The organism is uncultured Methylobacterium sp., from assembly GCF_964244095.1.
Classification (GTDB): Bacteria; Pseudomonadota; Alphaproteobacteria; order Rhizobiales; family Beijerinckiaceae; genus Methylobacterium.
Genome location: NZ_CAXTHR010000012.1, coordinates 1 through 12395, shown reverse-complemented (window position 1 = coordinate 12395; position 12395 = coordinate 1). Strand labels below are relative to the sequence as shown.

Annotated in this window: 15 protein-coding genes and 1 pseudogene; 7 read left to right on the top strand and 9 right to left on the bottom strand. The window is 72.6% G+C overall.

Translation table 11 applies throughout. The features are described from left to right. The first annotated feature begins 142 nt into the window (after positions 1-142). Positions 143-1237 (top strand): calcium:proton antiporter, encoded by a 1095-nt coding sequence (locus tag ACFE86_RS03635; protein ID WP_375453970.1) that lies wholly within the window; start codon positions 143-145, stop codon positions 1235-1237. A gap of 244 nt (positions 1238-1481) precedes the next feature. Then, entirely contained in the window at positions 1482-1781 is a 300-nt protein-coding gene (locus ACFE86_RS03630; RefSeq protein WP_375453969.1) for a hypothetical protein, read from the top strand. A gap of 20 nt (positions 1782-1801) precedes the next feature. Here the strand turns inward: ACFE86_RS03630 and ACFE86_RS03625 are convergent, their stop codons facing one another. From ACFE86_RS03625 to ACFE86_RS03600, 6 genes are all read right to left on the bottom strand, one after another. Continuing rightward, positions 1802-2767 (bottom strand): DMT family transporter, encoded by a 966-nt coding sequence (locus tag ACFE86_RS03625; RefSeq protein WP_375453997.1) that lies wholly within the window; start codon positions 2765-2767, stop codon positions 1802-1804. Continuing rightward, positions 2764-3039 (bottom strand): translation initiation factor IF-1, encoded by a 276-nt coding sequence (gene infA, locus ACFE86_RS03620; protein WP_147025743.1) that lies wholly within the window; start codon positions 3037-3039, stop codon positions 2764-2766. The genes ACFE86_RS03625 and infA overlap by 4 nt, the downstream gene beginning before the upstream one ends. A 236-nt stretch (positions 3040-3275) precedes the next feature. Beyond that, the gene (locus ACFE86_RS03615) at positions 3276-4382 is read right to left on the bottom strand and encodes a branched-chain amino acid ABC transporter substrate-binding protein (RefSeq protein ID WP_375453968.1); all 1107 of its coding nucleotides are present in this window, start codon (positions 4380-4382) and stop codon (positions 3276-3278) included. A 98-nt stretch (positions 4383-4480) separates the two neighbouring features. Next, positions 4481-4975 (bottom strand): MmcB family DNA repair protein, encoded by a 495-nt coding sequence (locus tag ACFE86_RS03610; protein ID WP_375453967.1) that lies wholly within the window; start codon positions 4973-4975, stop codon positions 4481-4483. An 83-nt stretch (positions 4976-5058) separates the two neighbouring features. After that, a complete protein-coding gene (locus tag ACFE86_RS03605; RefSeq protein ID WP_375453966.1) occupies positions 5059-5841 on the bottom strand; it encodes a cobalamin-binding protein in 783 nt (260 codons plus the stop codon). Further along, positions 5841-6362: a DedA family protein gene (locus ACFE86_RS03600; RefSeq protein WP_375453965.1), complete on the bottom strand. Its 522-nt coding sequence runs from the start codon at positions 6360-6362 to the stop codon at positions 5841-5843. The genes ACFE86_RS03605 and ACFE86_RS03600 overlap by 1 nt, the downstream gene beginning before the upstream one ends. A gap of 120 nt (positions 6363-6482) precedes the next feature. On the opposite strand from ACFE86_RS03600, the gene pdxY reads away from it, so the two are divergent. From pdxY to ACFE86_RS03580, 4 genes and pseudogenes are all read left to right on the top strand, one after another. After that, complete coding sequence (gene pdxY, locus ACFE86_RS03595) at positions 6483-7331, top strand: pyridoxal kinase PdxY (RefSeq protein ID WP_375453964.1); 849 nt, start codon at positions 6483-6485, stop codon at positions 7329-7331. Positions 7332-7362: 31 nt separating this feature from the next. Then, positions 7363-7527: pseudogene (locus ACFE86_RS03590) on the top strand (PhzF family phenazine biosynthesis protein); the annotation flags it as partial. A 31-nt stretch (positions 7528-7558) separates the two neighbouring features. Next, positions 7559-8299, top strand: a complete 741-nt coding sequence (locus ACFE86_RS03585; protein ID WP_375453963.1) for an NUDIX hydrolase — start codon at positions 7559-7561, stop codon at positions 8297-8299. A 94-nt stretch (positions 8300-8393) separates the two neighbouring features. Beyond that, the gene (locus tag ACFE86_RS03580; protein ID WP_375453962.1) at positions 8394-9179 is read left to right on the top strand and encodes a 3-hydroxybutyrate dehydrogenase; all 786 of its coding nucleotides are present in this window, start codon (positions 8394-8396) and stop codon (positions 9177-9179) included. A 141-nt stretch (positions 9180-9320) separates the two neighbouring features. On the opposite strand, the gene ACFE86_RS03575 is transcribed toward ACFE86_RS03580, so the two are convergent. The 3 genes from ACFE86_RS03575 to ACFE86_RS03565 all read right to left on the bottom strand — a co-directional run bounded on the left by ACFE86_RS03575 (position 9321) and on the right by ACFE86_RS03565 (position 11003). After that, positions 9321-9665: a CsbD family protein gene (locus ACFE86_RS03575; RefSeq protein WP_375453961.1), complete on the bottom strand. Its 345-nt coding sequence runs from the start codon at positions 9663-9665 to the stop codon at positions 9321-9323. Between the two features lie 204 nt (positions 9666-9869). Next, positions 9870-9998: a TFIIS helical bundle-like domain containing protein gene (locus ACFE86_RS03570; RefSeq protein WP_375453960.1), complete on the bottom strand. Its 129-nt coding sequence runs from the start codon at positions 9996-9998 to the stop codon at positions 9870-9872. Between the two features lie 111 nt (positions 9999-10109). Then, the gene (locus ACFE86_RS03565; RefSeq protein ID WP_375453959.1) at positions 10110-11003 is read right to left on the bottom strand and encodes an alpha/beta hydrolase; all 894 of its coding nucleotides are present in this window, start codon (positions 11001-11003) and stop codon (positions 10110-10112) included. A 250-nt stretch (positions 11004-11253) separates the two neighbouring features. Between ACFE86_RS03565 and ACFE86_RS03560 the strand changes: the two genes are divergently transcribed. Continuing rightward, on the top strand, positions 11254-12395 hold a 1142-nt coding region (locus tag ACFE86_RS03560; RefSeq protein WP_375453958.1), incomplete at its 3' end, for a NupC/NupG family nucleoside CNT transporter.

Here is a 12395-nt window from a genome sequence, read left to right as displayed (position 1 = left end):
GTTGCGGAACGCCATCCTCTAGCGCGTCGGCGGCGTTTTTGCCACGCCCCGCCCCGCATGGCGCGGTTGCGCGCGCGCGGTCCGTCGATCGTCGATAAGCTGTCGCCCGGATGCGCGGGGCATCGCGCGGAACGGATGGTCCATGGACAGGGTGCGTCTGGGGGTGGCGTGGGCGACGGTCGGCGCCTTCGCGTGGTTCGGCGGCGCCTGGCTGGCGGATCTGAGCCGGCCGCTCTTCGCGGCCGGCCTGTTCGCGGGGCTGCTCGCCGCGATCATCTGGTCGGCCTTCGGTGTGGTGCACGAGGCCGAGGAACTCGCCGGCCTCCTCGGCGAGCCGCTCGGTACCCTGGTGCTGACGCTCGCGATCGTCGTGATCGAGGTCGCGCTCGTCTCGGCGGTGATGCTCGGCGCCAAGGACGCGTCGACGCTCGGGCGCGACACGATGTTTGCCGTGCTGATGATCGTGCTGAACGGCGTCGTCGGCCTCGGCCTGCTGGTCGGCGGCCTGCGCCACCACCAGCAGAGCTACAACCTCCAGGGCGCCTCGGCCTTCCTCTCGGTGATCATTCCGCTCTCGACGCTGGCGCTGATCATCCCGAACTTCACCACCTCCACCAGCGACGGGTCGCTGACCAAGCTCCAGGCGGTGACCTTCTCGGTGTTCACGGTCGCGCTCTACGGCGTGTTCCTGCTGATCCAGACCGGCCGCCACAGCGACTTCTTCCAGGAGGCGGCGGCGCCCGGCGCGAGGCCCGCCGCGGACGACCGCCCGGCCGCGTCTGCCGGCGCGGTCCTGCGCCACACGGCCCTTCTCATCGCCAACATCCTGCCGATCGTGCTGCTGTCGAAGAGCCTCGCCAAGATCCTCGAACACGGCATCGAGGCGCTCGGCGCACCCTCGGCGCTCGGGGGCGTGCTCATCGCGGCGATCGTGTTCACGCCCGAGGCGATCTCGGCGCTGAAGGCGGTCGCCCGCAACGACCTGCAGCGGGCGATCAACCTGTGCCTGGGGGCGGCCACCTCGACGATCGGCCTCACCGTGCCGGCGGTGCTGGCGGTCGGCCTGATCACCGGGCAGACGGTGGTGCTCGGCCTCAAGCCCACTGAGATGACGCTGCTCGCCGTCACGCTGATCCTCAGCACGCTCACCTTCTCGGGCCTGCGCACCACCGTGCTGGAGGGCGCGGTGCACCTGATCGTGTTCTTCGTCTACCTCGTCCTGATCTTCAGTCCGTGAGGCTCGGCCGCCGAGGCGCGCCCCGTCCGGACCGTCCCAGAGGTCGGCCGATCGCCGCCGTGACTCGCGAGGCCGTGATCCGCGGCGTCCCCGGACGCCGAACATCCGCCTCAAAGCGCGGCTGTTCTGGTTCGAGGATCGGCGGCGCGCGGTCTTCGCCGCCGTCCTCGATCCTGCGCCGGTCGCATTGCGTTAACCCCGGCCGCCGACACTGCGCCCGCCACAGATCCAGAGGGGACGAACCATGGTCCGATATCTCACCGCCGCCCTCGTCGCCGGCAGCCTCGCGGCGGCGCCCGCCGCGCAGGCCCGCGACGGCATCGGCCCCGGCGGCGCGGCCGCGCTCGGCGTGCTCGGCGGGCTTGCCGTCGGCGGCGCCATCGCCTCGTCGCAGAACGGGTACTATCCCGGCCAGCCGGTCTACCGCGCCCCGCGCCCGGTCTACGTCGAGGACGACGACGGCCCGGTCTGCCACTTCGAGCGCCGCCGCGCGATCAACGCCTACGGCGACGAGTTCATCCGCCGGGTCCGCGTCTGCGAGTAGGCGCGCAGCGGGGCCGGCGCTCACCGCTCGGGCGGATGGGGCTGCGGCACGGCCGGCTGCGCAAGGCCGGGCGGCCGCTTGCGTCCGAGACGTTCCGCGCAGACGATCCCGCCGAGCACCAGGGCGAGCGCCAGCGCCTCGTTGGCGCCGAAGGGCTCGCCGACCAGCAGGACCGCGAGCCCCGCGCCGAAGATCGGCACGAGGTTGACGAACAGCCCGGCCCGGTTCGGGCCGATCAGCTCGACGCCGCGCATGAAGAAGAGCTGCGCGGCGAGCGAGGGCCCCAGCGCCACGAACGCCACGATCGCCCAGCCCTCGGCGCCCGGCCAGATCACCCGGCCCATCGCCACCTCGATCGCCAGCAGCGGCAGCGAGGTCGCGAACGCCATCACCGCCATCGCGGCAAAGAACGCCAGCCCGGAGACCGCCGGGCGACGGGGCAGGGCGATGGTATAGCCGGCGTAGAGCAGGCAGGCGAGGAAGACGAGCACGTCGCCGCGGTTGAAGCCGAGCGTCGCGAGCACGCGCCAGTCGCCGTGCGTCGCGGCGACCGCGGCGCCGAGGAGCGTGACGACGACGCCGACCCCCTGGCCCAGGGTCACGGCGGTGCGGTGGACCGCGTAGTTCAGCAGGATCACGAGCACGGGGATCGCGCCCTGGAACAGCGCGAGGTTGACCGCGCTCGTGTAGGCGCCGGCGGCGTAGAACAGGCTGTTGTAGGCGGTGTAGCCCAAGCCCCCCATCAGCAGGACGAGCAGCCAGTGCCCGCGCAGGCCCGCCCAGTCCGCGGCGATGCGGCGGCGCGCGAACAGCACCAGCACGGCGCAGACCACGCCCCAACGCAGCGCGGTGATCGCCTGGGGCGAGATGTGGCCCGGCGCCCACTTCCCCGCGACCGCGTTGCCGGCCCAGAGCAGGGCGGTCAACGTCAGCAGCGGATAGGCGGCGGCGGGCCGGCGCGTCGGGGAGATCGACCGGCCGCTCAGCGGCGGCGGAACTGGCCGCCGCGCACCGGCGGGCGGGGGCCGGCGGAACGCTCGTCCTTGTGCCGGAACACGAGGCGGCCCTTCTCCAGGTCGTAGGGCGACATCTCGACGGTGACGCGGTCGCCGGCCAGCGTCTTGATGCGGTTCTTCTTCATCTTGCCGGCGGTGTAGGCGACGATCTCGTGGCCCTGGTCGAGCTGCACGCGGTAGCGCGCGTCCGGCAGGATCTCGAGAACGAGACCGTCGAACTGCATCAATTCTTCTTTCGCCATTCACCCTCTCCAGTCGGACCGTCTGGAAGCAGGCGTTCCGGCGACACGATCTCGCGGCAAAGCAATTCGCATGGACGCTGCGGCGGCGGGTCCGAATCCGGAGGCGCCGGGCCATGAAGCGTCGCGCACGATGTAGGGGCCCCGCGCGGCGCAGGCAAGCTTGGCCGTCCGGCCCGCACGACGCCCGCGGCACGAAAAGCATCGGTCCCGCACGATTCCTGTGCAGATCGCCGGTTTCAGGGGGCGATGTCGTTGCCGGCGTAGTCGAGCCGCCCGTCCGGCATGCGCTTCCAGACCCGCAGGCCAATCGTGCCGGCGACGGGGTCGCCCTCGGCATCGAAGGCGATCTCGCCCTGGACCGTGCGGAAGGGGCCGGCACGGAGCGCCGCGGCGATCCTTCGCCCGTCCGCCGAGCGCGCCCGCTCCAGGGCCTGCGCCAGGACCTCGACGGCCGCGTAGGTCGGCCCGGCGAGCGTCTCGGCCTCGGGCGTGCGCGGCGGCCGGCCCTTGACCTCGGGCAGCCGGCCGGGCTCCGGCGGAACCGTCATGACGGTTCCCTCGCCGGCCGCCGCCGCGAGCGTCCCGAAATCCCGGTCGAGGATGCCGTCGCTCGCGACCATCGGCGCGGACAGCCCCGCCTCGCGCATCGCGCGGACCAGCACGGCCGCCTCCGGCGCCAGGCCGCCGAAATACACCGCCTCGACGCGGGCCGCCTTGAGCTTCGCGACGAGATCGCCGGCGTCGCGGCTGCCGCGCGAAAAACTCTCGAACAGCACCTCCGGGTTGTCGGCCGCCTTGATCGTCGCGGAGACCGCCTCGGCGAGGCCGCGCCCGAAGGTGGTGCGGTCGTGGACGAGGCCGACCCGGCGCCCGGTCGCGTGCGCCGCGAGATACCGGCCGGCCGCCGTGCCCTGCTGCGCGTCGCCGGGAACCGTCCGGAACAGGTTCCAGTGCCCGCGCCGGGTCAGCGGCGCCCAGGAGGCGCCCGGCGTCACGGCGACGATCCCCGCCTCCTCGTAGAGCGGCGCCGCCGCCGCCGCGACGGACGATGCGAGCGGCCCGACCACGAGGCGCACCCCGTCGGCCGCGAAGCGCCGGGCGACCGCCGCGCCCTGCTTCGCCTCACCGGCATCGTCGGCGACCACGAGGACGAGCTTGCGCCCCGCGATGCCCGCGGCGCGGTTGAGGTCGGCCACCGCCTGCTCGGCGCCCTGCCGCATCCCCTGGCCGAAGGCTGCGTCCGGCCCGGTCAGCGGCGCCGAGAGCCCGATCTTCACGGTACTCTGCGCCGTGGCCGGCGTCGCGAGGACGAGGGCCGCGACGAGTCCGGTAAGCGCGCGCATGAAGATCCGTTCCGCGAAGGCCGGTCGGCGTCCGGCGCTTCCGTCGGGTGATCCTATCATCGCGACGGGCGTCCGGGGGAGGGCGGAGCGGAGCGCGCTCAGAGCACCCCCTCGCGGATCGCGCCGGGGTCGGCGAGGCTGTGGAGCAGGCGGGCGGCGCTGTGGGCGAAGCGCAGCGTCACGGCCTTGCGGCGGGGGCCGGACAGCGCGTGCTCCGGCGCCTCGCGGACGACCATGCCGCCGAACGCGTCGGCGACGATGAGCCCGCATTCCTCCGGGATCATCGATTCCGGGACCGTGTCCGAGATCGCGAAGAAGAAGCGGTCGCAATAGTCGCGGTAGTCCGGCCATTTCCGGTCGGCGCGGAAGTCGGCGACGCTCGATTTGATCTCGACGATGGTGAGCCGCCCCGCGCCGCAGAGCGCGATCACGTCGGCCCGGCGGCCGTTGACGAGCGAGAACTCGGGCAGGCTCACGCAGCCCATCTCCGAGAACAGCCGCCGCACCCCGCGCTGGATCTTCAGCGCCGTCGGCGACTGGCGCCGGTCCGGCGGCAGGACGGGATCGAGCGCGTGGGCGAGGGCTGCGGACATCGTTTCCGGAGGGCGGGGCGTGCCGAATCGGGACGGGCCCATCTTGCCAAGCCCGGACTCGGCTTGTCACCTGCGGCGACCGATCACGGCGCGGCCAGGGCCTCGCGGATCGCCGCGAACCCGTCGGTCAGGGCCGCCGGCCCCGGCTGGAGGATCAGCGGCGACTTGATCTCGTGGATGCGGCCATCGCGGACCGCGGGGATCGCCGCCCAGCCCGGCCGCGCGCGGATGCGCGCGACGTTGACCTTCTTGCCGCACCACGAGGCGAGGATCACGTCGGGGGCGGCTGCGATCACGTCTTGCGAGGTCACGATGCGGTCAGTGGCCGCCTGCATCCGGGCGCGCCCGGGGAACACGTCGTCACCCCCGGCGAACCCGATCAGCTCGGAGACCCAGCCGATGCCGGAGATCATCGGCGCGTCCCACTCCTCGAAATACACTCTCGGTCTCGGGCGCCCCGCGGCCGCGGCGGCGACCCGCGCCAGCGCGTCGGCGTAGCCCTGCGCCAGTACGTCCGCCCGGCCCTGCACGCCGACGAGGGCGCCGAGCGTACGGATCATCGCCAAGCACCCGGCGACGTCGCGCTGGTTGAACAGGTGCACCGCGATGCCGGCGCGCGCCAGGTCGGCGGCGATGTCCGCCTGGAGGTCGGAGAAGGCGAGCACGAGGTCGGGATCGAGCGCCAGGATCTTCGGAATGTCGGCGCTGGTGAAGGCCGAGACCCGCGGCTTCTCCCTGCGCACCCGCGCCGGCCGCACCGCGTAGCCCGAGACGCCGACGATACGATCCTCCTGCCCGAGGAGATAGAGCGTCTCGACGGTCTCCTCGGTGAGGCAGACGATGCGCTCGGGGGGAAAACGGCGCATCAGTCCTGGAACCACGCCAGCAGCCCGGCGCCGGGCGCCAGCAGGACGAACGCCCAGGCGATCGCCGAGAGCACGTTGGCCGCCTGGAACGGCAGGCGGGCGACGCCGAACACGCCCGCGATCAGCGGCACCACGGCGCGGGCCGGCCCGAAGAACCGCCCGCCCGCCACCGCCGCCGCGCCCCAGCGTCCGAGGAAGCCCTCGCTCCTGGCGACCATCTCGGGATAGCGCCGCATCGGCCACAGCCGCTTGGCGCCCTCGCCGTAGTGACGGCCGAACTCGTAGGACAGCCAGTCGCCGGCCGCCGCGCCGAGCGCCGCCGCCGCGACCACCGGCCAGAACGGCGTGCCGGTCGCCCCGATCATCGCGCCGATGCCGATGAGGATCACGGTCGCGGGCACGAGCAGCGACAGGAACGCGAGCGATTCGCAGAAGGCCAGCACCCCGGCGATCACCGGCGTCCACGCCTTGTGGGCCTCCACGAAGCCGAGGGCGGAGACGCGGAGAGCTTCGAGGTCCATGGTCTGCCTTGCTGCGGTGTGAAAGCTTGCCGCGATGTGAAAGGGTGCCGGCTGCGCGCGTTGCCCCAAGGTCGAAAGCCGTTAACACGCCGCGGGCGCCGCGCGGGGAGGGACGTCGCGATGCAGGTTCTGTCGATCCAGTCGCACGTCGCCTACGGGCATGTCGGCAACGCGTCCGCGGTGTTTCCGATGCAGCGGCTCGGCGTCGAGGTCTGGCCGATCCACACGGTGCAGTTCTCCAATCACACCGGCTACGGCGCATGGCGCGGCCGGGTGTTCGACGGTCCGGCGATCGAGGAACTGGTGACCGGGCTCGACGAGCGCGGCGTGCTCGGGTGCTGCGACGCGGTGCTGTCGGGCTACATGGGCTCGGCCGACATCGGCACCGCGATCCTCAAGGCGGTGGCCGCGGTGCGTGCCGCAAACCCGAACGCGCTCTACGCCTGCGATCCGGTGATCGGCGATACCGGCCGGGGGATCTACGTCCGTCCCGGCATCGCCGCGTTCATGGCCGAGTGCGCGGTGCCGGCCGCCGACATCCTGACGCCGAACCAGTTCGAGCTCGACCTGCTCGCGGGCCGGGCCACGGGCACGCTCAGCGAGGCCAAGCGCGCGGTGGCCGCGCTGCACGCGCGCGGCCCGCGGGTGGTGCTCGTGACCTCGCTTGCCACCGACGCGACGCCGGCCGACGCCATCGACATGCTGGCCGCGGAGGGCGGCGCGTTCTGGCGGGTGCGCACGCCCCGCCTCGCCCTCTCGGTCAACGGTGCGGGCGATTGCATCGCGGCCCTGTTCCTCGTCCACTACGTCCGCACCGGATCGGCCGCGCTCGCCCTCGGGATGGCCGCGGCCTCCGTCCACGGCCTGCTGCGCCGGACGCTCGCGGCAGGCTCGCGCGAGATCCTGACGGTGGCGGCGCAGGACGAGTTCGTCGCCCCGAGCGAGACCTTCCCGGTCGAGACGGTGTGAGCGCCCCGAAACCAGGGAGAAGGAAGCCCCGATGGCCCGCCGCTTCGCCGCCCGCGACGTGTTCACGGCCCGGGCCCTCGCCGGAAACCCGCTGGCGGTGGTGCTCGATTGCGACGGGCTCGATGCGGGCGCGATGCAGGCGGTCGCCCGCGCGCTCGATCCGTCCGAGACGGTGTTCGTCTCCGCGCCGGCCGAGCAGGCGGTCGTGTCCTCCAAGGGCGTGCTGCATGTCTGATGCGCGGCCCTACGGCTTCGAGGTCGTCCGTCTCGCGCGCCTGGAGGCCCGCCTCGTCGCCTACGATTGGGCGTGGGCGCGCGACAACGCCGGGCGCATCGACGAGAACTGGCGGCGTCGGCGCGCGGCGCAGCCGGCCCTGTTCGACGGGCCGGTGCTGCTCGCCTGCGACTGCGCGATCACCGGCGACACCTGCATCTTGAGCCTGTTCGAGACCCGCTATTCCCGCTTCCTCGCCTATCGCGACGGCGGCTCGCCGGACGGGCGCGTCGCCAACGCCTTCGCGGTGATCGTGCCGTGGACGGCGGACGGCGCGGTGCTGCTCGGCCGCATGGGCGCCCACACCGCCAATGCCGGGCAGATCTACTTCCCCTGCGGCACGCCGGATCGGGACGACGTGCGCGGCGAGGCGGTCGATTTCCCGGGCAGCGCCGGGCGCGAGCTGTTCGAGGAGACCGGCTTGGTGGTGCCCGACGCGGCACAGGAGGATTGGGTGTGCCTGCGCGGGGAGGGGCAACTCGCCTTCCTGCGCCCGGTGCATTTTTCCGAGGAGGCCGCCGCGCTGATCACGCGCATGGAGATGCACGCGCTCCGCGACGACGCGCCGGAACTCGCCGGCCTCGTCGCGGTGCGCAGCGCCGCCGATATCGACGGCGCCATGCCCGGATTCGTGCGCGCCTACCTCGCCGGCGCCTTCGCGCCCGGCGCAGGCGCGGCCGACGTGAGCCCCTGAGCCGTCCCGGACGCGGACGCGTCGACATCCGGCGGTGCATCGGGCAGGTTTTCGGGACACCTGCCGCCTAACACCTGCCGCCACGGAGCCGCGCATGACCCTGACATCCAAGACCGCCATCGTCACCGGCTCGACCAGCGGCATCGGGCTCTGCGTCGCCCGCGCCTTGGCGCGGGAAGGCGCGAACGTGGTGCTCAACGGCTTCGGCGAGGCGGCGGCGATCGAGGCGGCCCGCGCCGGCATCGAATCCGCGTTCGGCGTCAAGGCGCATTACGCGGCAGCCGACATGACCAGGCCCGGCGAGATCGCCGACATGGTGCGCGACGCCGAGGAGCGGTTCGGCACGGTCGACGTGCTGGTCAACAACGCCGGCATCCAGTTCGTGTCGGCGATCGAGGACTTTCCGGGCGAGACATGGGAGCGGGTCCTCGCGATCAACCTGTCCTCGGCCTTCTACGCGATGCAGGCGGCGATCCCGGGGATGAAGGCGCGCGGCTGGGGGCGGATCATCAGCACCGCCTCGGCGCACTCGCTCGTCGCCTCGCCGTACAAGTCGGCCTACGTCGCGGCCAAGCACGGCATCGTCGGGCTGACGAAGACGGCGGCGCTCGAACTCGCGACCCACGGGATCACCGTCAACTGCATCTCGCCGGGCTACGTCTGGACCTCGCTCGTCGAGGCGCAGATCCCCGACACGATGAAGGCGCGCGGCCTGACCAAGCAGCAGGTGATCGACGACGTGCTGCTGAAGGCGCAGCCCACGAAGGCATTCGTCACCGTCGATCAGGTCGCCGCGCTCGCCCTGTTCCTGTGCTCGGACGCCGCGAGCCAGATCACCGGAACCAACATCTCGATGGATGGCGGCTGGACCGCGCAGTAGCGGCGCTTCCCCGGACCGGCGGGCCGAGGCCGGACCATCGAACCGGATGCCGCGATCCCGGAAACGCGAAACGCCCCGCCGACCGGGTCGACAGGGCGTCCGTATCGTTGCCCAGGGCGCCCGCGAGGACGCCCGAACCGTTCAGCGGCGGCCGTGGAGGAGCAGGGCGAGGCCGTAGCCGACGGCGCCGGCGATCATCAGGGCGATCAGCGGGTTCTCCTCGACGCGGGAACTCACGGCCTCCCGACCCGCGCGCAGGTGCTCGCCGCGCCGGTCGTAGGCGTCGCCGGCATAGTCGGTGACGTTGTCGGCCACGTCGCGCAGGGTGTCCTTGGCCTGTCCGTAGACGTCCTGGGCCTTGCCCTGGGCCTCGCGGAACCGGCCCTCGACCGAATCGCGCTTGGAGTCGACGAAGTCGCCCGCCGCACCTTGCACCTTGCCGCCGACTTCCTTGGCGGTCCCGACGATGCGATCCGTATCAACCATGGTCTTCTCCTACTCGTATGCTGGACGGGCGCGCCGGCGCGGCGCGACCCGGATTGGGCGATCGGGCTGAGGAACGCGCGAGAGGCTGTTTGTGCCCCCGACGATCCGCGATTTCGGCGAGCCGACGGGTTCGGCGCCCGATCGGGCTGCCGAGCCGCGATCCGGCGTCGCGTTCGCTACTTGCCCAAGATTACTTGCTCAAGATTACTTGCCCAAAATCTTGGTGACGAGCCGGCCGAGCGGCGAGGCGGAGCTCGCGTTGCGGTCGTCCCGGGCGACGGGGCGGTCCTCGTTGCCGAGGAGCTTGGTGACGATGCGTCCGATCAGGCTCATGGGTCCATCCTCGCGGTCGGCGCCGCGACACGGCGCAGCTTGATCCCTCAACGGCCGACCGGCGTGCCGCGTTCCGTCGCGCCGCGCGAACTCACCGGCCGGCATGGGCCTTCAGGCATGGGCTTTCAGGCAATGGGCCTTCAGGAATACCGCCGCCCCGTCGAGCGAGCGCCGGGCTTCCGGCAGCATGCTGTGGGCGAACTGCCAGACATGGGTGACGACCGGGAACACCTCCAGGGACACGGTGACGCCGGCCGCGCGCGCCTTCTCCGCCATGCGCACCGCATCGTCGCGCAGGATCTCGCGCTCGCCGACGTGGAACAGCAGCGGCGGCAGGCCGGCGAGGTCGGCGTTCAGCGGCGAGACCCGTGGGTCGGCCGCGTCCGCGCCCGACAGGTACATCGGCCCGAGCTTGACCAGCGCCCGCGGATCGAACATCGCGTCGCGCCCGGCATTCGTGACCCGCGATCCGTCGGCGGCGAGGAAATCGGTGACCGGCGAGAACAGGGCCGCCGCCATCGGCATCGACACGCCGCGGTCGCGGGCCGCCAGCATCGCGACCAGCGCGAGGTTGCCGCCGGCCGAGTCGCCGGCGATGCAGCCCGGTCCTTCCGCGGCGAAGGCGCTCCAGGCCGCGCAGGCATCCTCGACGGCCGCCGGGAACGGGTGCTCGGGCGCGAGGCGGTAATCGGGCGCGAACACCGTGAAGCCGCGCTCGGCCAGCGCCCCCGTCACCGGGCGGTGGGTCGTGGGCGAGCAGGCGACGAAGCCGCCGCCGTGCAGGTAGAGCAGGCGGCATTCCGGGCCCGCGGCCCGCCGCGGCCGCACCCACTCGCCGGGCACGCCGCCGACCGTGCCCGGTTCGTAGGCGGCGCCGGCCGGATCGGGGAAGCTGCGTCCCCCGAACACGGCGCGGATCTGCGCGACGTCGCCCATGGTGCCGAGCCGGTTCCGGACGTTGCGCCTCACCATGTAGGACGCGAGATACGCGCGCAGGCTGGCCATGATGTCGTGGTTCGCGCCCTGCAGGGGAGATTCCGGTTCGTCCCGGCACGCCCCGTCCCCGTGCCGGCCACGGGATATGGTTCGGCGGACGGCGTGTACCAGCCGCAGCCCCGCACGGATGCGGGCTTCCCGGCGTCCGTGCCGGGAAAAAGCTCTGCGGCGGCGTGACGACGGTTTAGGCTTGGCCCGAAGCTTCCATGGCGGGGCCTTCCCGGGCAGGGCGCTCCTGCCGGCCGAGGCCCCGACAGCGATGCCAGACCGTCTCCTGCATGCCGGCTTCAGCATCCTGCTGCTCGTCGGCCTCGCCGTCCTCCTGTCGAGCAACCGGCGGGCGATCCGGCCGCGGGTCGTGCTCGCGGCGCTCGCGCTCCAAGTGAGCCTGGGCGCGCTGGTCCTGTTCGTCCCGGGCGGCCAGGCGGGGCTCGCGGCGGCGGCGGAGCTGGTCCGGACGGTGCTCGCCTACGGCGACCGCGGCACCGCCTTCCTGTTCGGCGGCCTCGTCGAGCCGCGGATGTTCGAGCTGTTCGGCGGCAGCGGCTTCATCCTCGCGCTGCGCGTGCTGCCGCAGATCCTCTACGTCTCGGCGCTGATCGGCGTGCTCTACCATCTCGGGATCATGCAGGCGGCCGCCCGCCTCCTCGGCGGCGGCCTGCGCCGGGTCCTCGGCACCAGCCCGATCGAATCGTTCTCGGCGGTGATCACCATCGCGATCGGCCAGAGTGAGATCGCGGTGGCGCTGCGCCCGTTCCTCGCGCTGCTCACCGGGGCCGAACTCTTCGCGGTGATGACGAGCGGGGCGGCCTCGACCGCCGGCTCGATCCTGGCCGGCTACGCGGCTCTGGGCGTGCCGATGACCTACCTGCTCGCGGCCTCGCTGATGGCGATTCCCGGCGGCCTGCTCTACGCCAAGCTCCTCGTTCCCTCGACCGAGCCGACCCGGGTCGCGACCACCCGCGTCGCGTTCGGCGAGACGCGGGCGGCCAATCTCATCGAGGCGGCGGCCGACGGCACCCAGAAGGGGCTCGCGGTCGCCGTCGCGGTCGGCGCGATGCTGATCGCCTTCGTCGGGCTGATCGCGCTCGCCGACGGCCTCGTCGGCTCTGCCGGCGGCCTCGTCGGATATCCCGCCGCCTCGATCCAGGGCATCCTGGGCGTCGCGCTGGCGCCGCTGGCGTGGCTGCTCGGCGTGCCGTGGGAGCACGCGACGCTGGTCGGCGGCGCGATCGGCCAGAAGCTCGCGTTCAACGAGTTCTTCGCCTACGCCAACCTCTCGCCGGTGCTGAAGGGGAGCGCCCTCGATCCGCGCACCACCGCGATCGTGTGCTTCGCGCTCTGCGGCTTCGCCAACCTCGCCTCGATCGCGATCCAGCTCGCGAGCTTCTCGAGCCTCGT